Here is a 23,898-nt window from a genome sequence, read left to right on the forward strand (position 1 = left end):
TTGAGGATCGGGTCTGGGTCCGATATGGCCGTAACATAGCACCGGCAAAGCAGTGACTATTCTGGGTGGAACAGCAAAGCTGTGACTTTCCCGAGCCCCTGAATTCTCAGAGAACCCTTGCACGAGACGATCCGCTGGTCAGGTGCGTACCTGAGCTGACGCGATCGGCGCGTCCGCGGCCTGGGGCGGCCCGCGTCCTCTCACGACCGGCGGCGGGGTTGATCAGCAACGAGTCTTCATACTCGCGCGCGATACGACGGTGCACGTTTAGCATGCTGCCTACCAAGACTTTAAGAGCTGCATCTACGTTTGTGTAAGTGGGATAGAAGCCTTCGTAAGCACCCTCGCGGTAGCACTCAGGCAGGGGGCGTCCGAGACAGCGGGCAGAACCAAAGCTAACCGCCTCGAGGCATGCACATGCGTCGCGCAGGTGCTGGCCCTTTTCCATCAGGAAGGGCAAGAGCGGAATATCCTCGAGCACGGCCGGCGTTGGGGAAGGCGCACATCGATCTCCCCACGTCGCAAGTTGAGACACTGTGTCGAGGAGCGGGGAACGAAGGCGTTCCGAAAGCATGTCCGCGTCGTCAAATCCTCTCGTGGAGAACGACGCCGCGAACTCGCCCACCGCCTTCTCGGCGAGCGCCTTTGTCCAGTTGTTCTTTAGTGGCGCTCTTCGCCAGGTGAGTTCATGGAGGTAGGCGAATAAGAAAAGGAGCGTGGACGGTGTGGCGGCTTTTTCCAGTCCGCCCATGCACTCTCGCTCAAGCTCTTGATAGAGCGGGGGGACTTGCTGTTTCAGCGAAAACAAGATGTGTGGTGGAACGAAGACAAGGTCGCGCTGATTGATGTACACGAGCAGCTTGGTGCGCGAGTCGAGAATCGACGGGGGTTCTGACTTCATGTACAGCATGAGGTCGCGCAGAAGCCATTCCTCGGATTTCGGCACACGCTCACACGCGCGCCTGAAAAGATTGAACTTCTCGCAGCTGTCGTTGCGCTCTTGCCAGTACTTTCCGTCCGGATTCTTGCCTTGCGTGTGGATCTCTTCGAAAAGGCGCGGGGCTAGCCGGTCGGACAGCACGCCGGTCAGATCGGACGGGGGGAGTAGCAGCGTTCGGTTCAACCATCGAACGCTGCAATCCAGCGATTTCATCAGGTAGCGCGTCCACGTCATGGCGCCGGTGCGCCGGAAAGCGGTAACAAACTCTGAGTCCATCTGCAAGGCCAGGATTCAAATTGAAACCAAGCCCGGAGGTTACTACCGCGGGCCCTGCAATGGACTAGGCTAAGTTTCACTTAGTGTCGAGATATAACATTTTTCTAACAAAAAGAGCCCGCCACTGCGAATGGCGAGCTCTTGGGCCAGGTCGTAGGAGGACCTGTTAATGCCAGATCCAATATACGCCCCTTCCCGCCACGCGGGTCAAGGTCGTACCCGGTTGCCTCTCGTCGGTCTGCGTAGGCAAGCCGATGGGTAAGACACCGGCTCAGAAGAAGCGCAACCAGTACTTGGCCTCCGTGCGCGCCAGAGGAGCCAGCGGCCACAACCTGTGGTTCGTCAGACCCTCGCAGGACACGCAGGCGCTCCCGTTGACGCTGAGTTCGGACATCGAGCTGGAAGCCTTCTATTATCTGGAAGGCTCGCCAGATGTGGCGTCCGTCGACTACTCCCCTCTGCGCCATGTGCAAACGCGCGTGCAGCCGGGGAGGCGGCACTTCGCCACCATCACCACACTGGAGGGTGCCGAGCTCGACGTCGAACTGGCCGTTGAAGCTGACAAGGCCTCGGTGGCCGGGCGGCGACTCATCAGCCTGTCGGTGCTTAATGCAGCCAAGGTGCGTGTCCAGAGCTGGCGGGCCATCGTGCCTACGATCAACCGGTGTCGATCGCACTCCTTGGACCCGCTGATCATTCGTTGTCGACGTCTGCTGGAAGAACATAGCGAGCTCACGGTTCGGGATCTGTGCCAGCAGCTAGCCTCGGAAAGCACCGCGCTGGTCACCGGCGCCGTGGCCACGCTGCTGCGCTCACGCGAGATCGAAAGCGACGTGGATACCCAGCCGTGGGGACCCTGCACCGCGCTGCGGGTCCGTCGTCATGGGTAAACGCCTGACGCTGAAGACGACGCCTCCCGAGCGGTTGGTGCTCGCTAGTTGGGCAATGCCTTCATTGGAAGGCTTGGACGCGGCACAGAAGGAGCGGTTCCACTCGCTTCAAAAGGCCATCACCGACTACGTGGGAGGCGCAAGGATCACGCTCGTGCTGCAGGATCTGTCGATCTGGAAGGAGGTGTTCTATCGCGCCTATGAAAAATGCGTCGCACTTGATGAGCGAGGCACGCCCTTCGGCTGGGTCGGCCTGCTGCCCTACCTTGAGATCACGCCGCGGCAGCGACGGAAGCCTTTGCCGAAGCATCTAAGCAAAGGCCTGGCCGGGGCGCTTGCGCTGTTCCTACGCCAGCACAGCGACATTGCGGAAGCGTTGGAGTCGTACCTCCTGCTTAATGCCAAACGGAAGCCGGGTGGAGAGGCCGGCGTCAGGCACAAGTCGGTCCATATGGAATTCCTACGCCTATGTGAGGCCAAGGATCCTGACAAGCAGTCTTGGCCGTTCACCTCCCGTCGGCGCGGGGCAGGGGCCGTGCGGGCGTTCACCGAGACTTTTTTGAGCCAGCACTACGACGCGATTGTCGCCACCCAGTACGGCGACAAAGCGGCAACCAAAGCTAAGTCTGGCAACGGCCACGTCTCGCGCCTGGTGGCCTGCATGCCCATGGACATCGTCGAGATGGACGAGCATGCCATGGGCTGCCTCGGCACCGTCAGGATCGAGACACCCGAGGGCTCTCGGTTCCTGGATGCAGGAAGGATGACCCTCTTGCTGCTGGTCGATCGCCACAAGGGCTGGATTATGGCCTTCAAGGTAATCTTCCGCGAGGCGGCCAACGCTGGCGATGCGATGGACGTACTGCACGCGGGCATGGTCGGCGAGCCGGACTGGGCCCACCGCAAGGACAACCAGCTCGCAACACGCCCCTTGGCCGAGTTGGACGAGCGCTTCGGCTGGTGTGGGTTCAACTGCCTTCTGCTGGACAACGCGCTTATACATCTGGCCGATGAGCTGGTTTCGCGCGTAATGTCGGTAAGCGGATGCGCAGTGAACTTTGGACCGGTGAAGACACCGGCCAGGCGCCAGTTAGTGGAGCGCGTCTTCAACGAACTGGAGCGCGCCGGCTTCAAACGGCTTCCCCAGACCACCGGTGGCGGACCCCAAGATCCTAAGCGGCAAAAAGCGGAAGAGGCCGCCCGCGCGTGTGTACTGTCAGAACGCGAGATCGTAGGCTTCGTAGCAAACCTGGTGCGCAAGTTCAACGCGAAACAGGGCAAAGCCAATCTGGCGGCCAGTCCCGCCCAGCGCATGCACGCGCTCATCTGCGGGCCCGAACGTGATCAGTATTTGTTTCCTTTCCTGCCGCCACTGAGGGAAGGCGAGGCAGATCTGTCCAAGTCGATTCTCAAAGTGGCGATTCGGGGCAACAAAGCCACCGGCCGTCGTCCCTACTTCTCCTTCTTGGAGGTCGAGTACACCAACCCGGCTATTGCAAAGGATTGGACGCTGTTGGAGGAGCAGGTCGAGCTGGAACTGCATGTCGCGCGTAATAACGTCCGATTCATTGATGCGTTCTGCCGGCAGCGTCCCTTGGGTACTTGCCAGGCCGGGGGCCGCTGGCGTTGGAGTGATCACTCGATCGATCTGCGGCGCCAGATCAATCAGCTGGTTCGTGAGGGCTACATCGAGAACGACAGTAACGACGATGTAGTGGCCGCCTTTATGAAAAAGATGGCGAACGAATATGCCAAAGCCCAGGGCAATTCCAAGCCTTTCAAGTCGGCCGTTCGACATATCGGGGATCATCACGCACGACGCGAAGTATCGGAGGACTCAGCCCACAGCGAGATCCAGGCAACGGCTGCCGAGACAGCAGTCAACGAGCTCTTGGATCGAGCCAGTGAAGCTACAGCGTCACAGTATTTGGCCTGGGATGACATCGGTGCCCTAAATGGAGAAGGAAATGACGCTTGAAGAGGTTCTACGATTGCGGGATCAGGTCTGGGATGAGCATCCCTTAATTGTTGAAGGAGCTGTGCTGCCGACTCTTGCGATCATGGATGTTCTTGCCCGGGTGTGGGCCCTAGGTAGGAAGATCAGAGGGTCGATCGCATTTTTTGCCCAGCCGCTGACGGGAAAGAGTTCCTGCGCCGAGATGGTGAAGGCGGAAATGCGTCGAAAAAAGCCGGGCTGCGGAGTTCTAATATTCGAGGTCGTAGAAGATACGCACCCGGCCGAAGGTCGTTTGCTCTCTGAGATTCTCAACCAGATCGACTACGCGCCCAAGATTTCGCGGGAACTGGCTGAAAAGCGCACACAAGTCCATCGTGCACTGCTCGCTCTGTCAGGCGAGGCGCGCCACCTTTTCTTGATATTCGATGAAGCACAGGAGTTGAGTTGCGACGAGTTCGCTTGGCTGAAATCGGTAATCAATCGTTTGGTGCGTAGCCGCGTCAAGGTCACCGTCGTATTGTTCGGTCAGGTCGAACTAAAGGATCGGCGTCAACAGCTGAAGGCGGCTCGATCTGATCTCGAGAAGCGATTTATGTCGACCCTCAATGAGCTGAAGGGAATTCAGAATGCCAGTGAATTGGTCCCCATACTCAAAGCGATCGACCAAGGCTCCGAGTTTCCTTCCGGATCGGGCTTGAACTATCTGCAGTTGCTGATGCCTAGGTTCTACCAAGGGGGAGGGAGATTGTCGCCGCATTGCGCCACTGTCTGGCGTGAGATGAAGAAGCATCGCTTACCCGGAGTGGGCACGGTAGTCACTATGTCCACTGTTGCCGGTTTCCTGGCCAACCTGTTTATTGTTCTGCGCAGCCAGGACAGTGAGTCCCTGCAGATCACACCCGAACTTCTAATGACCGTTCCCGGTGCATGAGGCACAAGATTCTGGGCCATTTGTTCCAAGTTTGCCGACTCATTGGGCTGGCTCACTCCCTGGAGCATTGGAGGCTATAGCTCGTTTCAACCAGTGCAAAGTAGCTCAGATCGCTCGAATCGCGGGCATGTTAGCTAAAGAGGAACTCGGAACAACTGCGCCTCGACTAGCTTCGATGCCCGCCTTCTTGCGATGGGCGTGGTCGAACCGCCATCGCCAGAGCGTGAGGCATCCGTTCCTGCGCCTCATCTTGAATCGGGCCCAACAGGACATCGAGCAAGTGGCGCCGGGCTGGATGTGCGAAGTACTCGTGTGGTGCCCGCAATGCGCCCGCGATGGAGTACACCTTATTGCTCACCAACATAGGGCAGTCTCGCACTGCCCGGTCCATGGTACAAAGCTCCAGTGGTTCTGCAGCTACTGTGGCATGTCAAAGAGCTACTGCGTGTTCGCAGGGTCAAGCATCTTCCAATGTAGACACTGCGGGCATCACGAAGCACGGCCGCAGGTTATTGATGACGACGAGCTTGGAGAGCGATCCGTCATGGAGCCGCTACCTGCCCATCACCTCAGCCCATCCATTTGCCTTCCTGGCATCTCGAGCAACATGCAGACTGTCGGCGTTCGCGGACTTGGACCGCAGGACATTGTCATTCTCCATGCAGAGCGATCTCTGGATCCTGGACAACGCTCGCTCCAAAGCCAGGTGTTGGACAAGTACTTCCGATTTAATGCGCCCAAGATAACGTCGGATGAGGTCGTCTTGGACCATGCTGAAGGCGTGCGTCAAGTGATGGATCGTGCTCGAATCTTGGCGATTCTGGCAGGACACACCTGCCTGAACAGAGGATTTGGTCCTGTCAAGGAGACAGCACAGACGTGCCCTTGCGAAGTAGGGTACCGGTTGTGGGAAAAGAGACTAAATCCTGAGCTGTATTCGAAGACGCATGAACAGACCGGCATGCAGGCCATTGAGTACGAGAGTTCTCATTTGGGGCTCTGTCTCTCAGCTGCATGGTTCGCCCAGACGCAATCCAAGCTTTCAGGCAAATGCAGCTCTTACCGAATGCTGTTGTCATTTCTTGAGCCAAGCGTGGCGGGCGTCGGTGGTGGCTATGTAAGCCGAGAGGTGCCTCGTGTCGGCGTACTGTCCAGCGATTTCCAATGGTTCTCCATTCGGTGCACTCGCCCTGCCCAAGACTTGGGACGTCTGCGTCAACAGTTAGAAGGTATGGGCAGAACCACTGAATCGGACAATCCTGATGAAGTGGTTCTTGACGCAAGCTGGTTGGCTCTCCATTCGCTATCTCTGTGGTCGTGAACTCAATGGTGATGGAGATGAGGGATGGTTGGTCCCGCTCAATCGCGAACCCGTGCTCGCCTTAGACGATCAACTCAGTAATAGAGGAAGGTTGAATACCGATGACTGACGAGAAGAAGCAGCCTCCGGCTAACGCGGCCGTCACGCCAGCGAAGCGGCGTTCAAGAGCGCGACATGGTGTTCTTGGGTTTGGCCCGGAAATTATCGACTACTCGCGATTTCCCGGCATCAGACCCAAGCGCCTGACACCGGAGCGGGTTTTCACGGTGTGTGAGCAATTGGGGGGCTACGCCACGACGCGCAATGTGCAGCGTATTCTGGGCGGCTCACTGCGTGATATCGCGCCGCTTCTCCGACAGTGGCGTGCCAAGGAGGTGCCGGAGCTAGGGCCAGGAAATCAGGAGGGCGACGTCAAGGCCGTGGGCGCCTACATAGTAAACTTGATGCGAGATCAGACGGCGGTACTTTCTATCCTTCAGAAGGATGCATCCAGGTCCATGCAGGTGAAACTCCAGACAATGACGGATCGTCTGGAAGAGTTGATCAGACGGGTGGCAGCATTAGAAGCGGTCCATCGCCAGCCTCACCCGCCTCGACATCGAAAGTAGCTTGGCTGATCGACTCTGGCTGCAGCGACATGTGCGAGGCCCTTTTATACATCCCACGAGCCAACGCTGGAGCATGCCTGCATCGAGTAAGTCGTCACTCATGTCGTGCCGGCGTGGGCGGCCGAGCGTGCCGGCGGCGATGTCCTGCAGCAGCTCAAGGCACGCCGCTGGTGGGCAGTTCGGCGCGCAGCTCTTCGCCACCCTTGGGCCAGATGAAAGCCGGCAACAGATCACGCTGGTCCTACTGATAGCCGGCACGCCCCCCATGCTTGTGCTGAAGGGCACCAGGCATCGCCGCGGGCACTGCACTCGCTTTAAACCCTTCCCATCGCTTCAGCATCCTAGGACGAACCCGCCCCTTGGAAGTGCCGATGAAGCTGCTGCGATATCTCCTGTTGCCTTTGATTGCGCTGGCCTGCACTCCCGCCCTAGCCGCGAACGGCATCGCCTTCCGCGATGTGTACGAACCCACCACCGGAACCACGATGCCGGCGATGATCTTCTATCCGTCGAAGGTCACGGCGCCCGCGGTGGCCTCCGAACTGGGGCCATATCACGTGGCCGCCACGCCCGGCCTGCCCATCGCCGAAGGCCGGCATCCGCTGGTCCTCATTTCACATGGACACGGCGGCAGCGCGCTGGGCCATCACGATCTGGCGACCACGCTGGCCGAGGCGGGGTTTGTGGTGGCCTCAATCGAGCATGCCGGTGACAGCCACCGCGACCAGAGCGGCTTCGGCACCGAACGCGTCCTGTTGGGCCGCGCGTGGCAGATGTCCGCGATGCTCGACCTGCTGCTGTCCGACCCTCAACTTGGCCCCCATATCGATGCCGACCGCGTCGGCGTGGCTGGCTTCTCGGCCGGTGGCTACACCAGCCTGATGCTGCTCGGCGCCACCCCCGATTTCGCGCGCCGCGCGGACTATTGTGCGGCGCAGCCAGCCGACGCAGAGCTCTGCGTCGAAGTGCCCGCCGTAATCGAACGTCTGCCGGCATCACGCTCTACGGGGGATCCGCGCATTCGCGCCGGGTTCGTGATGGCGCCCTTAGCGATCTTCTTCGACGATGCAGCGCTAAAGCGCGTCAACGCCCCAGTCTTCCTGTATGGCGCGATGGCCGACCGCGTGCTGCTGCCCGACCACAACTTGTTGCCGGTACGCGCGGCATTGCCCAAGTTGCATGCCTTCCGTGGCATCGTTGGTGCCGGCCACTACGTGTTTCTGGCGCCCTGCAATTCCGGGATGATCAAGGCCTTGCCCGCGTTGTGCGTGGACGCGCCAGGCATTGATCGGCCGGCGCTGCACGCGCAGATCAACGCCGACGCGGTCGGCTTCTTCCGTCAGTCCCTCGCGCCACGCTGACCTCAGCGGCCGCGCTCCATCGCGGGTTGTCTGGGCTTGTTAACCCGCAGGAGGAGAGCATTCGGCGCAGATTGCCTTGCTCTCCGGGCACGCTCAGTGCGCTCGGCCCTGCCTAAAGGATGCCCCATAGCCTGCCTAAGACCTCCCAGTACGTCGTCTCTAAAGCCATGAGAACGCCTCAGGCCATGCTGATCGTCTACACCTAGACTATCTGTGCATGACCGGATTGGGTGACGGCGGCAAGTTTGACTTGATCCTGGGCGTACTGCTCGGAGCGCTCGTGATCGCCCTGATCTTGGGATTCAATGTGCGTGATCTGCCACGCCGTCGTGCGTGGGCTGTGACAGGCGGAGCGTTTGTAGTGTGCTGCCTCACCGGCTTGTTGGTGGTTTGGACGCTGTAGTTATGTCGCGCCCTTGTTGAGCAAATCCATCAGTTGCTTGACCCGGTAGGGCTTAGACAGGAACTGGGTGTTCTTGGGTAACGCTGGAAAATTGGAGAGCGGATGACCGGAGGTCAGGATGATCCGCATGTCGGGGTAGGCCTTCAACACCTCATAGGCCACATCAATCCCTGAAATGTTACCTGGCATGGCAATGTCGGACACCAGCACATCGAATTGATTCCCCTCGCTTAGGACTTCCAACGCCTTGCCTCCCGACTCAGCCTCGGTCACCGCCACGCCATGATGATCCAACGCTTCGGATACGAGTGAGAGGAGGTCAGTTTCGTCTTCTACCAGCAAGACTTTCATGAGGTGCTGGACCTTGGCAGGGGCAGGTATACGTACACGGTAGTGCCTTGACCCACCTCGCTCTTCAGGGCGGCATGCCCGCCCGATTGTGAGGCGAATCCGAATATCTGGCTCAAGCCAAGACCGCTGCCTTTGCCGATTTCCTTGGTGGTGAAAAAGGGTTCGAACACACGTTGCTGATGTTCGGTCGGGATCCCTTCACCATTGTCTTCAACACTGAAAAACAACATTTCTTGCGCGTGTGCAGCTGCAGGATCGGATACCACCTGTGTACCGGTTGTGATCACGATCTCTCCGCCGTTGGGCATCGCATCGCGACTGTTAACCACCATGTTCAGAATGGCCGCTTCCAGCTGCGTCTTGTCGACCTCGATGAGGGAAGGTCGTCTCCCAGCACATATCGAAGCTCGATATTTTCCGGACAGCTGCGCCGCAACAGCTCAGCCATCTCTCGGATGATCTGATTTACGTCACCGGGCATGGGCGTGAGGTTTTGGCCGCGACCGAAGGTCAGCAGCTGACGCGTTAGCAGGGTGCCGCGTTCTGATGCGCGCAAAGCCGCTTCCACGTTGCGCGTCAGGCGAGGGTCATCGCTCACGCGCATGGCAATCAAATCCAAGGCATTGATCACCACGGCCAGCAGATTATTGAAATCATGAGCCAGCCCTAGGGTCAGCTTGCCGATGGCTTCCATCTTCTGGGCTTGCGCCAGGGATTGTTGGGCGTCATGCAGCAAACGCTGGGTCTCCATGCGCTCGGTAATATCGCGGGTGACCTTCGCATAGCCGATGAGCTCGCCTTCGGACCAGATGGGATCAATCACCACGCTGGCATAAAAGCGGGTACCGTCCTTGCGGACACGCCAGCCCTCAGCTGAGAACCGCCCCTGTTCCCGCGCGGTGTCTAAACCGCGCTGGGGTGCCCCATTGGCGGCATCCTCAGGGGTATAGAAGCGAGAGAAGTGGGACCCGACGATTTCCTGCGGAGAATAGCCCTTGATCCGCTCCCCGCCTTGATTCCACGTCTTGATATACCCGTCCTTATCGAGCATGTAGATCGCGTAATCGGTGACCCCATTGAGCAGCAGGCGAAACTGCCGGACCTCATCTTCCAACGCACTTGCAGACTGCATTTCCCCATCCACCTTCGGCTCGGTAGTCATGGCGTTCTACGACGCTCGTTGACCGCACATGCTGCAACGCGGCAGGCGATCGCTATGGCCGAGGACTCACAGGCAGCCTGCGATGGATCGCGGTGGCGGCAATAGCGGCGTGTCCGAAGGCCACGGAGATCTGATTTAAGTCCGTTACGACATCCCCGATGGCGTAGACCCCCGGGAGCGCGGTTTGCATGGCGTCGTCGGTAACCAGCTCACCTTTGGTACCTGTGCTCAGACCCAATTGCTGCGCCAAACTCACGCGTCCAGGTGCACCCATGGCGACGTACACCGTGTCGAAACGGTGCCGGCCGCCGGCCTGGTCCAGCACGTGGGCGTGGGCGTCGGCAAAGGAGAGTGTCCTCAATGGGGGTAGGGTGGCGATCTGCAGATGCTGCGAGCGCTGCATGGCTTCGGCTGAAGCCTCGCCAGCCGCGGTGGGGATGGCCGTAACGTCTGCGGAGAAGGCGCGCAGGAAGCACGCATGGGCTAGCGCATCCTCCAAAGGCCCGATAACGCCAATCCGGCAATCGGTCGCCTCGTAACCGTCGCAAATGGCGCACAGCCGCAACAAGCCTTTGCTTAGCGCATCTGTGCTCTCGTCGGCACTCAATGACGGCAGGATATCTTCCACGCCAGTGGCCAAGATGAGGGCGTGCGTGCGCCATTGGCGATCAGCGCTGCCCACCACCCAGTCCTTGCCCGCCTGCTGGATGAGCTCCACGGTTGCCCGCACCAGGCAGGCCCCGTACTCAGTGGCTTGAAGCCGTAAGCGCTCCAGCAGCTCATTGCCGGACACGCCTCGGGGAAAGCCCGGGCAGTTGTGCGTGGTGGGGATCCAACTGGCCCGGCTGCGCCCGTCATCGATCACGACCACTGAGCGGTGGAAGCGACGCAGGTAGGTCGCCGCTGTCAACCCTGCCGGCCCTCCGCCCACGATCACGCAATCCACTGCAGATTCGGTTTCGTCGGTACGTGCCATGGGTCCGCTTTTAATCGAGGGTGTAGAAAAGGTCGGGCTTACTCATCTTCATCATAGTCTTCATCCTCATCCGGCGAGAGGGAGGCGTGGTCATCCGGATCCACTGGCTCCAGCAGCGTATAGCCTTCTTCCTCCACCTGACGGATCGCACGCGAGACGGGATAGCTTTCCAGCAACGGATGCTCTGCTCGACGCAGCAGGCTGCGCGGTGATCCGATCGATCCGCGCACCCATGCCAGAGCGTCGGCCATTGCCAGGAACACGGGACCGTCTTGGGTTAGCGGAGGGGGAATAGCCATGTTCGGTGCCGTAAGGATGGCAAAGCTGTGCAGAAAGCTTCCATCCTCTCCCTTCCAGGTTTCCCACAGACCAGCTGCGAGCAGGGCGTTACCGTCCCGGCGCTGGATGAAGTGCGGCCAGGCAGGCTTCCGCTGTCGGTCCCATTTGTAGTAGCCGGTCATCGGGACCAGACAGGGTCTTTCTTTCCATGCCTGGCTGAAAATCCGACTCTTGGGCGCACGCTCCAGCCGTGCCGTCACGGTGGTGTAGGGCGTGGAGGCCTGCTTGGACCACCTCGGCACCAGCCCCCACGTCATTGGGGCTACGCACAGCTTCTTGTCGGCATTGATGGCCAATACCAAGGCGGTCTTGCCCTTGGCGATGTTGTAGTGGTCGGCACCGTGAACCAGCGCATCAGCGAGCACGTCGGGAAGGCTCGCCGGTAGGGCGTCTCGCGTCGCAATGGCCTGAACAAATCGTCGCATGGCGCCACCCTAGACCACAGCGCGTTGATGCGGCGTTGCATCGGGCTGGGTCCTCACAGGCGCTCCACATTCTGGCGTGTACGAAATGGGGCATTCCACCAAAGGGCAATGCCATGGCCGATGACAAGAGCAAGACCGGTTCCCCCGACCGCGATCGAGTCAACCTCAACGAAGACTATGAGGTCCAGTACTGGACCAAAGCCTTGCAGATTACGCCGGAAAAACTGCGATCTGTCGTCGAGGCTGTAGGCAACAGTGCCGATGCCGTTCGCGAGCATTTGGGCAGGAAATGACCCTGCGCACCTGCTAGTGAGCACTTTAGCGCGTCCTTATCACACTGCCGTATGGCCACCCGCAAAGACCGTGCCGCCCTGGCGGCCAAGCTTCCAAACGCCCGGAAAGCCCCCGCGCCCGACGCCGCGTTCGAGCCCCAGCTGGCCAAGCTGGGAGAGGCAGCGCCCGAAGGCGAGCAGTGGATCCATGAGATCAAGTGGGATGGCTACCGCATCCTAGCCACGATCAAGGCAGGAAAGGTGCGCTTGTGGTCCCGTAATGCCATCGAATGGACCGGCAAGCTTCCGTTGATCGTAAAGGCGATCCAAGCGCTCGGATTTCGATCGGCGTGTCTGGATGGCGAACTGATCGCCGGTAACGGCACCAAACAGGATTTCAACCTGCTGCAGTCTACGTTGTCGGGCGACAGTGCTGAGCCCCTTGTCTACACCCTGTTCGACTTGTTGCACGTGGATGGGATTGACGTGGCCGATGCGCCGTTGCTTGAGCGCAAGCAGCTGCTGCAAAGCATCCTCGGCAAGGCCAAACTGCCGCTGGCCTATAGCAGTCACGTGGTGGGGCAGGGCACGCAGGCCTACCAGATGGCCTCTGAGCAGCAGTTTGAGGGGATCATTTCTAAGCGTGCCGATCGGGGCTACCAACACGGCCGCAGCGATGACTGGCGCAAGACCAAGCATTTGGCCAGTGACGAGTTTGCCGTGGTGGGCTTCACGCAACCCAAGGGCTCGCGCACCGGCTTCGGCTCGCTGTTGTTGGCCAAGCCGGATCCAGAACATGGCTGGCGTTACGTGGGCAGGGTGGGGTCGGGCTTTTCCGACACGCTCATGCGTCAAGTTACCCGGCAACTGGCAAGGGCGGGCAGCACTACGCCCACGGCCTACGTGGGTACGACCGATACTGATCTGCGCACCGCAACCTGGTTTGCGCCCCGCTTTGTCGTGGAGGTCTTCTACCGCGGCATCGGGCGTCAGCAGCTGCTGCGACAACCCTCCCTGAAAGCCGTACGCCAGGACAAGGAGATTTCCGACTTGAGCGACTCCGACCGCACAGCCATCCCCCGCAAACGCGCCGGTAGCGCAAAGGCCTCAAGACCGACCAAGGCGGGCGCAAACCCCACGTCCAACGCCAAGGACGCAACGACTACCGCGAAAACCAAGGCTAAAGCCAAGCCGAACACCAAGGGAAAGGCATCCATGGGATCGATGCCGGAATTGTCCAGTCCAGACAAGGTGCTGTTCCCCGACAGCGGCATCACCAAGCAGGACGTGTGGAACTACTATCAGGCTGTGGCAGATCTGCTGTTACCGCAGATCAAGGGTAGGCCCTTGTCACTCATCCGGTGCCCGTCCGGCGTGACGGAGCAATGCTTCTTCCAGCGCCACCATACTGCCGGATTGACGCGCGTATCCACGGTCAAGCTCAAAGAAGAGTCTGGTGAGAAAGCCGACTATCTGGTGGTGGAGGATGTGCCCGGCCTGATGGAGGTGGTGCAGTTCAATACGCTGGAGTTCCATCCGTGGGGGGCGCACGCCAAGAAACCTGACCGTGCTGATCGGGTGATCTTTGATCTTGATCCAGGCCCAAAAGTGCCTTTTTCGGAAGTAAAGCAGGCGGCCAGCGACATTCGAAAGCTGCTCTCCCAGCTCTCGCTGAAATCATTCTTGCGCGCGTCCGGGGGTAACGGGCTGCATGTAGTGGTGCCGCTAAATCCCGGTTGCGACTGGGACCTGACCAAACGCTTTGCTCGTGGCTTTGCAGAGGCCTTGGCCCAATCCGAGCCGGACCGGTTTGTGGCCACGGCCAGCAAGAAGCTGAGGGACAAGCGCATCTTCATCGATTATCTGCGCAATGGTCGAAGTGCTACCGCAGTGGCCTCCTATTCGCTGCGTGCCCGGCCCGGCGCACCGGTGGCGATGCCGCTAGCGTGGAGCGAGTTGGGCAAATTGCAGGCGGCCAATGCGTTCACGATGGAGTTGGCCTTGGACAAGCTGCGTCGTCGCCGCACCGACCCTTGGGCAGACATCGATCAGATCAAGCAGAACCTGGCGCGCTGGGCCAAAACGCAAGGCACCTAGCGCTCGGGGCGGCCGCCCGCTTGTGAGGCCACCTTGCGCCCGCGCTTTCGCCACATGACCCATTGACCTATCAGGGCCGTCAGCAGAATGAGGGAGTTGGTGGTGATGAAGACCCAGTTGTCCAGCAGCCAGCTATAGATGATGAAACCAATAGAGGCCGCGCTCTGACCTAGAAACAACCAGCGCGAGACACCCTCGGCCTCATCGTCCTGCGCTTGCTTATGGATCTGCTTGATCAACGTAGCCAGCAAGATGCCCGAGGCCATCCATCCAATCACATCTGGTGCCATTGCAGCTTCTCCCTGTCAGCCTAGCCAACACCGTAAGACACAGACGATGAAATCCCCATCATCCGCCTTACCTTCCACCGCACCAGACCAAGCCCCTGAACAAGCACCCGTGCGCGCCATGCTGTTTGATGCGGCCGCGGGCAACCGTGACGTCGAACGACTGGACCAGGTACTGGCGCTATCGCCGACGCAGGAGCAGCTGTTGTGGATCGATCTGCAGGATCCGGATGAGACGGTATTGCAAACCGTTGCACGGCAGTTCTCGTTACCGGAAGCGGCCATCGCCGGCTATCTGGGAACCGAGACCAATCCAGCCCTGGAGAACTGCGGCCCGTGTTTCTGGTTACGCGTGGTGGCCGTGGCCGATGGGCCCAACGATGAGTACAGCGGCACGGTGCTGACGATCATCGCAGGGGCGAACATGGTACTGACCTTGCATCGCACGCCGGTGGTATTTCTGGAGAACTTCAAGGAGGGCAAAAGCTGCCGGGGCGGTATGGGCGCATTGGGTTCGGGGAGCTTCGTGGCCGCGCTATTGGATTGGCATCTGGGCACCTACTTCGAGGCAGTTTCCCGATTTGAATCAGCGGTGGAGCGACTAGAAGTGGACATCCTATCCACCAATCCGCGCGATTGCGTGCCTGAGCCACGCACGTTGCGTAAGGGCGCTTCGCGCCTGCGTCGGATGCTGGCCCCGCATCGGGTCGTCTTTACGGCCTTGCCGCGCCCGGACTTTCGCCCCGAGCAAGACGAACAGACCGATCGCCACTTTCGTGCCTTGGATACCCACTACGAGCGGGCGATGGACATCGTGGAAAATGCCCGCGATCTGGTCGTGGGCAGCTTCGAACTATTCAGCAGTCAGACGGCGCTGGTCGCCAACGAGACCATGAAGATACTGACCTTCGTGACAGTGGTCATCGGAGTGCTGGCGGTGATCGGCGGCATCTTGGGCATGAACTTTGAAGCCCCGTTTTTCAAAACAGGCGTGCTGGGTTTTACCGTGGCCGTGGTGATGATGCTCGTACTAGCTGCCACCTCCATCTTGCTGGGCAGGCGCCGCCGCTGGTTCTAGTCATGCCGGCGCTTTGGCCGGCACAAAGGGCGAAACCGGATCGCTGGCGGGGAAGGTCTCCTCCAGTGCTTGATCGTGGTTGTCGCTTTCGTGTTGCTTGCGCTCGGTGCGTTGGTGCTTGGACTCCTGACACTCCACCTCTTCCCCCGGTTGGGGGTTGTCTTTACGGTCTCGCATGGCAGGCTCCTAGGGTCGATTTGCGGACATTGGGCGCCCAGTGGCGTATTTGCCATGTGTACGTGTGCGCTCGGGATGTTCACGATCGTATGACAAGGGCTCAGGTGCACTGACATGCTACCTGATGCTGGAGTCGACATGTCCCACACCCTCAAACCCCTCAAGGACCAGGTCATCGTCATTACCGGCGCCAGCAGCGGGATCGGACTGGCGACGGCGATCGCCGCTGCCGAGCAGGGTGCCAAAGTGGCTCTGATCGCCCGCAGCCAGGAGACGCTCAATGAGATTGTCATGAGCATCGAAGGCGAGGGCGGGCAGGCTCTGGCCTTGCCGCTGGATGTGGCCGACCAAACCTCCGTACTCAACGCCGCGGACGTGATAGTGGCGCGCTTTGGCCGCATCGACACGTGGGTCAACAATGCCGGTGTGGCCATCTATGGTCGCATCGAGGACATTGCCGATGCCGACAACCGGCGTTTGTTCGAGACCAATTTCTGGGGGCTGGTGTACGGCTGTCTGGCCGCCTTGCCCTACCTGAAGCAAAGCGGCGGCGCACTGATCAACGTGGGCAGTGAAGTCTCCGATGCCGTGGTTCCGCTGCAGGGCATGTACAGCACCAGCAAACATGCCGTGAAAGGCTTCACAGATGCGCTGCGGGTGGAGACCGAGCTCGTCGAGGAAGCGCCGGTGTCCATCACGCTTATTCAGCCCACCGCCGTGAACACCCCGTACCCGGAGCATGCCCGCAACTACATGGACAGGGAGCCCAAGTTGCCCTCGCCGCAGATCGATCCGCACCGCGTGGCCGAGGCGATTTTGGAGGCCGCCACGGACGGAGGACGCGACATCAAAGTGGGTGCCATGTCCAAGATGAATACGCTGATGGCAAATCTCATGCCACAGTTGGCCGACCGCATGAGCGCCATGCAAGCCAAGCGCCAACAGAAGGACGAGCCGCCGCGCAATCCGGAAGGCACGCTGTTCGAAGCCGGGCACTCGGGCCGGATCTACGGCACGCCGCCCAGCAAGTAAGCCATTGGGCTCGGGTACCACCATGGCCGCCAAGAAGTCTCTGAAGATCGCCACGTTCAACGTCAACGGCATTTCCAGCCGGTTGCCGCATCTGCTGGCCTGGCTGGCCAAGGAAAAGCCCGACATTGTCGGCCTGCAAGAACTCAAGGCCGTGGATGGCGCGTTTCCGGAAAGCGCGATTCGTGAGGCCGGCTATGGGTGCATTTGGCAGGGCCAGCGGTCATGGAATGGCGTGGCCTTGCTCGCCCGCGGGCAAGATCCGGTGGAAAGCCGACGCGGGTTGCCGTGGGATGCCAAGGACGTACAGAGCCGCTACATTGAGGCAGCGATTCACGGAATTGTCGTGGGCTGCCTGTACCTGCCCAACGGAAACCCGCAGCCGGGGCCCAAGTTCGACTACAAGCTCAAATGGATGGGGCGGCTCTACCGACATGCCAAATCGCTGGTGGATCTACCCCATCCGGTGGCACTGATTGGGGACTTCAACGTTGTACCCACCGACGAAGATATTTACGACCCCAAAGGTTGGCGGCGCGATGCCTTGCTGCAGCCCGAATCACGTCAGGAGTATGCCCGCCTGCTGGCGCAGGGCTGGACCGACAGCCTGCTGAAGGCTCACGGACCGGGGAGCGGCATCTACACGTTCTGGGATTACTTCCGGCAGCATGCCGAGCGCGATCGTGGGCTGCGCATTGATCATCTGCTGCTGAATCCAGTCCTGGCCAAGCGTTTGAAGAAGGCAGGCGTGGATCGCTGGGTCAGGCTGCAGGACAAAGCCAGTGATCACGCCCCCACCTGGGTTCAAGTAGCACGCTAAGCCAGGCTTACGTGGCCAGCAGACTACGTACGAGCGTCTTGGCAGGCCGCGTATCGATCTGCATCGCATCTTCCATCAGTGCCAAGGCCCGTCTTGAGCGCTCCGGACTCTTGGCTGCGACCGCATCGCGGGGGACGTGAAGGGTATAGCCGCGCATGTGGGCATCCTGCACGCTTGCCAGGACACATGAATCGGTGGCCACGCCCACGATCACTAAGCTCTTGGCGCCCAGATCGGCCAGGATGGCCGGCAGGGTCGTGCACAGAAAGGCTGAGTGTCGGGGCTTGAGCACGTAGTAATCCGAGGGCTGTGGCTCCAGTGCCGAGGCAATCTGCCCAGGCGCTCCTGGCAACTGGCGACAACTGGTCACCAGATCGGAAAACTCGCTGTTCCAGTCCATGAAGTTGTCGTTGACGAACAGCACGGGCCAGTCGTGAGCATGGAAGGTGGCGCGCATTACTTGGATGGACGAACTCGCGGTGGCCGCATGCCGAGCCAAGGCCGGCCCGCCGTCGAAGTCGAAGCGATTGATCATGTCGATGATCAACAGGGCAGGGCGCATAACGTTTCGCTACACGCCAGTCTGACGGTGAGGCGCAGAGACTGGCTTTGACTGCGGTGAGTCTTTCTGACGGAGGAAAATGGTCAGCAGCACTAACGCGGCCACGGCCAGGAATTCGCTTTGCCAGTTTTGGAACGACTCGAACCAGAACTGAGCACTGGCCAAGTGATCCCATACAGCCACGGGTACTTGGCCCTCAAGCTTCCGCTGCACGTTCTCATGTCGCCAGCTTCCTTCCAGATGCAAGACGAACGACAGCAAGAACAACACGGCAAAGGCAATGGCCAATGAGTGCTCGTAGAGTTTGAGCCACACGCCGCCTGCGCGTACCGGCGAAGGCGTAGGGCCCGCCTCGATGCGCTCTTCTTCCTGATCAGGATCCAATGGGCGGGATTCAGCAGATCCCTTCTGGCGAAGCGAGACACTCAGGAGCACGTACATCCCCATCTGCAAGAATTCGCTCTCCCAGTTCTCGAAGGTCGCCGAGACAAAGTGGCCACTGCCCAGATACGCAAGTAATGAGAGCGTCCCGGCTCCGGCATCAGAGAGCTCTTCGTTGTAGACGACGTGACCTGTCAGGATCTGGCCAAGCCACGTGGCCAGCATGAACAAAAGAACGAGGATCGATAGACCGTTTCTTCGAATAAATGACGCCTCAATCGTGCTCATAACACCTCTCCGGTTATGAAGGGTGCGCTCTGCTCTGTGGCGGAAGGGTGAAGGTTGTAATTTCACATCTCGTTGGCGGTGACGGGAGAAGTATTGGCGATCATCCCCAGCTAATGGAGTCATGACATGGCAAGCAAGGGTTACGATCAAGCCGGCGTCAAAGAGCTGCTTCTTCAGGCGCTGGAAACCGAGCGCGGCGGCATCAAGATCTACACCGCCGCCATCCAGGCCGCGGTCAATGATGACCTGCGAAAGGAATGGCAGGAATATCTGGAAGAGACCCAGCGCCACGAGCAGGTGCTGACGCGCGTGTTCAGCGAGCTGGGCATGGACACGGAAGAGAAGAGTCCAGGGCGTGAGGTGTGTGCACACTTGGGCGCATCGCTGGTAGCCGCCATTGAGATGGCACGGTCCAACGCTGATCCGGCTGCCGCGGAGCTGGTTGCATGCGAATGTGTTGTCTTGGCCGAGACCAAGGATCACTCCAATTGGGAGTTAATCGGCAAGGTGGCCGAGTCGGCCCAAGACAAGGTGGCCAAGGTCCTCAAGATGGCCTACGAGGCAGTGGAAGAAGACGAAGACCACCACCTGTACCACACGAAAGGCTGGTGTCGTGAGCTGTGGATCCAGAGCTTGGGCATGCCCGCTGTGCTGCCCCCGCCGGAAGAGGTCAAGAAGGTAGAGACCGCCATTGGTGCGGCCCGCGCAGAGCAGGCGCGCGAAGACATGCTCTAACTGCCAAGAAAAGCCCGCCATTTGGCGGGCTTTTTTCTCATCCTCTCTGACTTGGCCTGCCCCGGCCAACTCGTATCTCCAGGAACAAGACACATGGCAACCTCACGCAAGCCGGCCCCCAAGTCCAAGAAAAAAGTCTCTGGCGCCTCGGCGGCCCGGAATTCTGACAGTGCCTCTTCCCGCGCGCCGGCGCTGGGATCACTGGAACTGGCTGCCGAGCAGGCGGCTGAGGTAGACGCCACCGCCGCCGCGATGCCTTTCAACGAGAACAAGGCTGCCGAACATGGCCGCTCAGCAGCGATGGATCCGCCCGAAGGCACCCAGATCATTCCTCCTTCCTCCTTGGTCACGGCCAGCACGTTGGCAGAGACCAATACCTCCGAAAAGGTGGGCTCCCGGCCGGAGGAGGGTACCAATCCGACGGTGGGCTCCCTGGATCGTGTCCGCGTGGACGGTAGCGGCCAACGCCTGACCACGAACCTAGGCGTGCCGATAGCCGACAACCAGAACTCACTCAAGGCCGGCTTGCGCGGGCCAGCGCTGCTCAAGGATTTCATCCTGCGCGAGAAGATCACGCACTTTGATCACGAGCGCATTCCCGAGCGCATCGTGCACGCACGCGGCTCAGCGGCCCACGGCTACTTTGAATCCTACAAACAGCAGCGCAAACTCACGCGCGCCGCTCCGTTCCAGGAAGCCGGCAAGATTACCCCAGTGTTCGTGCGCTTCTCGACGGTGGCCGGAGAGCGGGGCAGCAAGGACACGGCGCGTGATGTGCGCGGATTTGCGGTCAAGTTCTACACCGACGAGGGCAACTGGGATCTGGTGGGCAACAACATGCCCGTGTTCTTCATCCAGGACGCGATGAAGTTTCCCGATCTGGTGCATGCGGTGAAGGCTGAGCCCCACCATGGCATGCCGCAAGCGGCCTCGGCCCATGACACGTTCTGGGACTTCGTGTCCCTGATGCCCGAGTCCACCCATATGCTGATGTGGCTGATGTCCGATCGTGCGATTCCGCGCAGTTATCGGATGATGCAGGGCTTTGGCGTGCATACCTTCCGTTTCGTAAACGATGATGGCCAATCGTCTTTCGTCAAATTCCATTGGACGCCGCTGCAGGGCACGCATGCCCTGCTATGGGACGAGGCGGTCAAGATCTCCGGCGCCGATCCGGATTTCCATCGACGCGATCTGTGGGAGGCCATTGAGGCCGGCGCCTATCCGGAGTGGGAACTCGGTGTACAGGTGTTTTCCGAAGCCGATGCCGAGCGCTTCTCCTTCGACGTGCTGGATTCGACCAAACTGATTCCCGAGGAACTGGTGCCGATCCAGCCGCTGGGCCGAATGGTGCTCAACCGGAACCCGGACAACTTCTTTGCCGAGACCGAGCAAGTGGCTTTCTGCACGGCCCACGTCATTCCGGGCATCGACTTCACCAATGATCCGCTGCTTGCTGGGCGAATTCACTCGTACGTGGATACCCAGATTTCGCGCCTAGGCGGTCCCAACTTCCACGAGATTCCGATCAACGCCCCGATTGCGCCGGTGCACAACAACCAGCGCGATGGTATGCATCGCCAGGCCATTCACCGCGGCCGTGTGGCGTATGAGCCCAACTCCCTGGGGGGCGGGTGCCCGTTCCAAGCCGGTGCGGCAGGGTTTGTCTCCTTCCCCGAGCCGGTCGAGCAGGACGAAGTGCGCGGCAAACCGGAAAAGTTTGCCGAACACTTCAATCAGGCAGCTTTGTTCTTCAACAGTCAGAGCCCGGTGGAACAGGCACACATTGCCGCCGCCTTCCGATTCGAGCTCTCCAAGCTGACCGTGCCGGCCATACGCCAACGCGTCGTGTCCATGTTGCGCAACGCCTCCGAAGAGCTTGCCGCCCAGGTTGCCGAAGGTCTGGGCATGCCGCTGCCCGAGGCAATGCCGCGAGCGCTGCCCAAGCCACCCAAGGCTGAAGTAACCACCTCCCAGCCCCTGTCCATGTTCGCCCGGCCAGGTAATGCGGGGGTGTCGACGCGCAAGGTCGCCATCTTCGTAGGCGATGGCGTGGATGGCGACCAAGTCGCGGCCGCTCAGCAGGCATTGTTGGCCGCCGGCGCCGTGGGGCGCCTGGTCGGGCATCGTGTGGGCATGTACACAGCCAAGGACGGCAGCCAGATCGATGCCGACGCTTCCTTTGAGAACGAGCCCTCGGTCCTATTCGACGGGGTCATCATCCCGGACGGGGAAGGCACGGCCAAGGTGTGGGCACGGGATGGTCGGGCCGCTGAGTTTGTGAAAGACCAGTTCCGCCACTTGAAGACGATTGCGGCGCTGGGCGAGGCCGTGGCCTTCGTCGAGGGGGCAGGCATCCTCAACGACGAGCAGGATCCGGGGCTTTTCCTCCAAAGTGAGCCCGAGGAGGGCGTCATCGAGCAGTTCCTGCAGGCCCTAGCCCAGCACAAGCATTTCGGCCGGGAAACCGATCCGCCGATGCTTTGATACGAACGGTGGCTCATCTCGGAGGGGTGAGCCACCAGTTTTAGCGGGCGGGTTCAAAAGCCAGTTCGGTGACGAATACGCCCTGCACGTGGGCAGGCTTGTGCTGGAAGGGTCCACAGGAAGTGGTACGGCATGCTCTGAGTGCGTCCAGCATGGTGGAAGGATTGCGCAGCGAGGGCACCAGCAACAACGTGGCATGGACCGACGCCTGCCGAGCGTCGTCGGCTCGCCAACCGGCCAGACGAGCGCGGCGGACGAGGGGTGAAGGCCCTTGGGCTACCGCACGCAACGTATAGGGCCAGATTGCACTATTCTCTTGCGGTAGCGTGCGATGACCTTGCCGCGGATCGCGGCTCCAATAGTGCAAGGCGAAGCGCTGATGAAGCCAGGCCACGAAGATGGCCGAAGCCTGGAACAGGCGATGGCCCGAGCCCTGCACGGCCTCCCATTCGGCGCGTAGTGTCCAACCTCGGCTCGGACGCAGTGCTGTGAGGATTTCCAGAAGCCGTGCGCGTTGCCTGAATTCAGCCGCGCGGCAGCAGGCATGTACGCCCGCCATGTCATGAAAGGCCGCGGCGCTCGCCAGTTCGCTGCTCACCAAGGTCTGGTGCATGGCATCGAGCTCCTCGCGATGGAATTGCTCGATAAGTCGCAGCACCTCCCTTTCCCCGATAGTCAGTAGGGAAGATGGCCCGTCCGTGGCGACCAAGTGAATCACCAGGGCCAAGCATTCGAGCAGGCCCAGAAAATCGCCGGTCTCCAGATAGTAAGACGCCCCCAGCAGCGGGGGCGTCAGGTCGGCCTCGGGAGGATCACCGTCCAGAACGTACAGCTGTTCCACGGGACGAGGGATCAAGAAGGCCGCAAAGCTGTGGCACTAGAGATCAGGTCGGGCGCTGACGGTCAAGATTGAACGCGTCAGCCACAGCGGCCTTGGCACGTTCCCATGTCAGTCGCGAAGAGCCCTTGAAGCGATCCCATCCCCGTTCAAGATCCGAGGCGAGGTTGTCGTCCCAGTCGCGGTCAGCATACTGGCTGCGGGCGTACGTGCCATAGCGATATGCCGGGCGGAAGTCATCGAACTCGTCGCCAGCCTGACGATAGTCCGAGTTCTCGAACCGTTTGGCGTGCACCTCATCGCTGCGGCTGTAGGCGCTGTAGGTACGATCAGCACGTTCCCAGGCGTCTTTGGCTGCCGGTCGGGCACGATCCCAATCCAGGCGCGAGTCACCTCGCTGGCTATCCCAATCGGCCTGCAGGCGGCGCTCGGTGTCTTCCCACGTGTCGTTGGGATAGTCCCCGCGCGCCGCGGCACCGGCCTGATAGACACCGGCGTAGTCGCGCTGGAAATCGTGCTCGCTGGAGTAGTAGGGACGCAGGGGCGCCTCCTTGCTCCAGTATTCCACTTCACCGGTCGGATCCAGCCGCTCCGCCACGCTCTTGCCGGCGGCAGCGCCGGCCACAGTGCCCACGGCTGCACCGATCAAGGTGCCGATCGGACCAAACACGGTACCGGCCAGTGCACCGGCGGCCACACCGCCAGCAGCGCCGCCCACGCCAACACCCACCGGGTGGGCACCCGGTGCGCCGGTGATGGGATCTCGATTTGCATCTCGGGAAGTATCGCGTGTCATCTGGATGTCCTCGGTTCATCGCGAGCACGCACGTCGCGTGCCTGCTGGGGGATGGAGTTGCTATAGATGCGACTTTGGGGTGGCGTGTTGGCCCAACGTTGACCGCCGCAT

Annotated in this window: 22 protein-coding genes and 3 pseudogenes; 14 read left to right on the forward strand and 11 right to left on the reverse strand. The window is 60.5% G+C overall.

All coding sequences use genetic code 11. The features are described 5' to 3' along the window. Nucleotides 1-106: 106 nt before the first annotated feature. Nucleotides 107-1,222 (reverse strand): hypothetical protein, encoded by a 1,116-nt coding sequence (locus ACSQ1W_RS07035; RefSeq protein ID WP_436042513.1) that lies wholly within the window; start codon nucleotides 1,220-1,222, stop codon nucleotides 107-109. A gap of 248 nt (nucleotides 1,223-1,470) precedes the next feature. Between ACSQ1W_RS07035 and ACSQ1W_RS07040 the strand changes: the two genes are divergently transcribed. The 7 genes from ACSQ1W_RS07040 to ACSQ1W_RS07070 all read left to right on the forward strand — a co-directional run bounded on the left by ACSQ1W_RS07040 (nucleotide 1,471) and on the right by ACSQ1W_RS07070 (nucleotide 8,687). Then, on the forward strand, nucleotides 1,471-2,106 hold the full coding sequence (locus ACSQ1W_RS07040; protein ID WP_436042515.1) for a hypothetical protein: 636 nt from the start codon (nucleotides 1,471-1,473) through the stop codon (nucleotides 2,104-2,106). After that, nucleotides 2,099-4,084, forward strand: coding sequence for a hypothetical protein (locus ACSQ1W_RS07045; protein WP_436042517.1), 1,986 nt, complete (start codon nucleotides 2,099-2,101; stop codon nucleotides 4,082-4,084). The genes ACSQ1W_RS07040 and ACSQ1W_RS07045 overlap by 8 nt, the downstream gene beginning before the upstream one ends. After that, nucleotides 4,074-4,994 carry an ATP-binding protein gene (locus ACSQ1W_RS07050; RefSeq protein ID WP_436042518.1) on the forward strand — a complete coding sequence of 307 codons (921 nt, stop codon included), beginning with the start codon at nucleotides 4,074-4,076 and terminating at the stop codon, nucleotides 4,992-4,994. Before ACSQ1W_RS07045 ends, ACSQ1W_RS07050 begins: the two co-directional genes overlap by 11 nt. A gap of 607 nt (nucleotides 4,995-5,601) precedes the next feature. Next, entirely contained in the window at nucleotides 5,602-6,315 is a 714-nt protein-coding gene (locus tag ACSQ1W_RS07055; RefSeq protein ID WP_436042520.1) for a hypothetical protein, read from the forward strand. 101 nt (nucleotides 6,316-6,416) lie between these two features. Continuing rightward, a complete protein-coding gene (locus tag ACSQ1W_RS07060) occupies nucleotides 6,417-6,923 on the forward strand; it encodes a DNA-binding protein (RefSeq protein WP_436042522.1) in 507 nt (168 codons plus the stop codon). 371 nt (nucleotides 6,924-7,294) lie between these two features. Then, entirely contained in the window at nucleotides 7,295-8,284 is a 990-nt protein-coding gene (locus tag ACSQ1W_RS07065) for an alpha/beta hydrolase family protein (RefSeq protein ID WP_436042524.1), read from the forward strand. A 217-nt stretch (nucleotides 8,285-8,501) separates the two neighbouring features. Continuing rightward, nucleotides 8,502-8,687 (forward strand): hypothetical protein, encoded by a 186-nt coding sequence (locus ACSQ1W_RS07070; protein ID WP_436042526.1) that lies wholly within the window; start codon nucleotides 8,502-8,504, stop codon nucleotides 8,685-8,687. Here the strand turns inward: ACSQ1W_RS07070 and ACSQ1W_RS07075 are convergent, their stop codons facing one another. The 4 genes and pseudogenes from ACSQ1W_RS07075 to ACSQ1W_RS07090 all read right to left on the reverse strand — a co-directional run bounded on the left by ACSQ1W_RS07075 (nucleotide 8,688) and on the right by ACSQ1W_RS07090 (nucleotide 11,940). Further along, nucleotides 8,688-9,038, reverse strand: a complete 351-nt coding sequence (locus ACSQ1W_RS07075; protein ID WP_436042528.1) for a response regulator — start codon at nucleotides 9,036-9,038, stop codon at nucleotides 8,688-8,690. Beyond that, a pseudogene (locus ACSQ1W_RS07080) lies at nucleotides 9,035-10,182 on the reverse strand (two-component system sensor histidine kinase NtrB). The gene ACSQ1W_RS07075 and the pseudogene ACSQ1W_RS07080 overlap by 4 nt, the downstream one beginning before the upstream one ends. Before the next feature lie 70 nt (nucleotides 10,183-10,252). Then, a complete protein-coding gene (locus ACSQ1W_RS07085; RefSeq protein WP_436042530.1) occupies nucleotides 10,253-11,176 on the reverse strand; it encodes an NAD(P)/FAD-dependent oxidoreductase in 924 nt (307 codons plus the stop codon). 38 nt (nucleotides 11,177-11,214) lie between these two features. Beyond that, complete coding sequence (locus tag ACSQ1W_RS07090) at nucleotides 11,215-11,940, reverse strand: SOS response-associated peptidase (protein WP_436042532.1); 726 nt, start codon at nucleotides 11,938-11,940, stop codon at nucleotides 11,215-11,217. Between the two features lie 113 nt (nucleotides 11,941-12,053). Between ACSQ1W_RS07090 and ACSQ1W_RS07095 the strand changes: the two genes are divergently transcribed. Together ACSQ1W_RS07095 and ligD are read left to right on the forward strand one after the other, a co-directional pair. After that, on the forward strand, nucleotides 12,054-12,233 hold the full coding sequence (locus ACSQ1W_RS07095; protein WP_436042534.1) for a DUF3606 domain-containing protein: 180 nt from the start codon (nucleotides 12,054-12,056) through the stop codon (nucleotides 12,231-12,233). 90 nt (nucleotides 12,234-12,323) lie between these two features. Further along, nucleotides 12,324-14,309, forward strand: a pseudogene (ligD, locus tag ACSQ1W_RS07100) (DNA ligase D); the annotation flags it as partial. Here the strand turns inward: ligD and ACSQ1W_RS07105 are convergent. Next, nucleotides 14,306-14,599 (reverse strand): hypothetical protein, encoded by a 294-nt coding sequence (locus tag ACSQ1W_RS07105; RefSeq protein ID WP_436042536.1) that lies wholly within the window; start codon nucleotides 14,597-14,599, stop codon nucleotides 14,306-14,308. The pseudogene ligD and the gene ACSQ1W_RS07105 sit on opposite strands and share 4 nt — an antisense overlap. Before the next feature lie 118 nt (nucleotides 14,600-14,717). On the opposite strand from ACSQ1W_RS07105, the gene ACSQ1W_RS07110 reads away from it, so the two are divergent. Beyond that, the gene (locus ACSQ1W_RS07110; protein ID WP_436046137.1) at nucleotides 14,718-15,674 is read left to right on the forward strand and encodes a magnesium transporter CorA family protein; all 957 of its coding nucleotides are present in this window, start codon (nucleotides 14,718-14,720) and stop codon (nucleotides 15,672-15,674) included. Here ACSQ1W_RS07110 and ACSQ1W_RS07115 read toward each other — a convergent pair whose 3' ends face one another. Then, entirely contained in the window at nucleotides 15,675-15,851 is a 177-nt protein-coding gene (locus tag ACSQ1W_RS07115; RefSeq protein WP_436042538.1) for a hypothetical protein, read from the reverse strand. It lies immediately after the preceding gene. A 138-nt stretch (nucleotides 15,852-15,989) separates the two neighbouring features. Between ACSQ1W_RS07115 and ACSQ1W_RS07120 the strand changes: the two genes are divergently transcribed. Both ACSQ1W_RS07120 and xth read left to right on the forward strand, forming a co-directional pair. Further along, nucleotides 15,990-16,883 carry an SDR family oxidoreductase gene (locus tag ACSQ1W_RS07120; RefSeq protein ID WP_436042540.1) on the forward strand — a complete coding sequence of 298 codons (894 nt, stop codon included), beginning with the start codon at nucleotides 15,990-15,992 and terminating at the stop codon, nucleotides 16,881-16,883. Nucleotides 16,884-16,905: 22 nt separating this feature from the next. Next, nucleotides 16,906-17,691, forward strand: a pseudogene (gene xth / locus ACSQ1W_RS07125) (exodeoxyribonuclease III); the annotation flags it as partial. A gap of 16 nt (nucleotides 17,692-17,707) precedes the next feature. Here the strand turns inward: xth and ACSQ1W_RS07130 are convergent. Together ACSQ1W_RS07130 and ACSQ1W_RS07135 are read right to left on the reverse strand one after the other, a co-directional pair. Continuing rightward, nucleotides 17,708-18,262, reverse strand: a complete 555-nt coding sequence (locus tag ACSQ1W_RS07130; protein WP_436042541.1) for a cysteine hydrolase family protein — start codon at nucleotides 18,260-18,262, stop codon at nucleotides 17,708-17,710. Nucleotides 18,263-18,271: 9 nt separating this feature from the next. Next, nucleotides 18,272-18,931 carry a DUF6766 family protein gene (locus tag ACSQ1W_RS07135; RefSeq protein WP_436042543.1) on the reverse strand — a complete coding sequence of 220 codons (660 nt, stop codon included), beginning with the start codon at nucleotides 18,929-18,931 and terminating at the stop codon, nucleotides 18,272-18,274. A gap of 126 nt (nucleotides 18,932-19,057) precedes the next feature. On the opposite strand from ACSQ1W_RS07135, the gene ACSQ1W_RS07140 reads away from it, so the two are divergent. Together ACSQ1W_RS07140 and ACSQ1W_RS07145 are read left to right on the forward strand one after the other, a co-directional pair. Continuing rightward, a complete protein-coding gene (locus ACSQ1W_RS07140; RefSeq protein WP_436042544.1) occupies nucleotides 19,058-19,666 on the forward strand; it encodes a hypothetical protein in 609 nt (202 codons plus the stop codon). Nucleotides 19,667-20,026: 360 nt separating this feature from the next. After that, nucleotides 20,027-22,153 carry a catalase gene (locus ACSQ1W_RS07145; protein ID WP_436046139.1) on the forward strand — a complete coding sequence of 709 codons (2,127 nt, stop codon included), beginning with the start codon at nucleotides 20,027-20,029 and terminating at the stop codon, nucleotides 22,151-22,153. A 40-nt stretch (nucleotides 22,154-22,193) separates the two neighbouring features. Here the strand turns inward: ACSQ1W_RS07145 and ACSQ1W_RS07150 are convergent, their stop codons facing one another. Both ACSQ1W_RS07150 and ACSQ1W_RS07155 read right to left on the reverse strand, forming a co-directional pair. Next, entirely contained in the window at nucleotides 22,194-22,994 is an 801-nt protein-coding gene (locus tag ACSQ1W_RS07150) for a hypothetical protein (protein ID WP_436042546.1), read from the reverse strand. Between the two features lie 43 nt (nucleotides 22,995-23,037). Beyond that, on the reverse strand, nucleotides 23,038-23,787 hold the full coding sequence (locus tag ACSQ1W_RS07155) for a hypothetical protein (RefSeq protein ID WP_436042548.1): 750 nt from the start codon (nucleotides 23,785-23,787) through the stop codon (nucleotides 23,038-23,040). Nucleotides 23,788-23,898: the final 111 nt, after the last annotated feature.

It is taken from the genome of Pseudoxanthomonas sp. LjRoot143, from assembly GCF_964252945.1.
In the GTDB taxonomy this organism is placed as follows: Bacteria; Pseudomonadota; Gammaproteobacteria; order Xanthomonadales; family Xanthomonadaceae; genus Pseudoxanthomonas_A.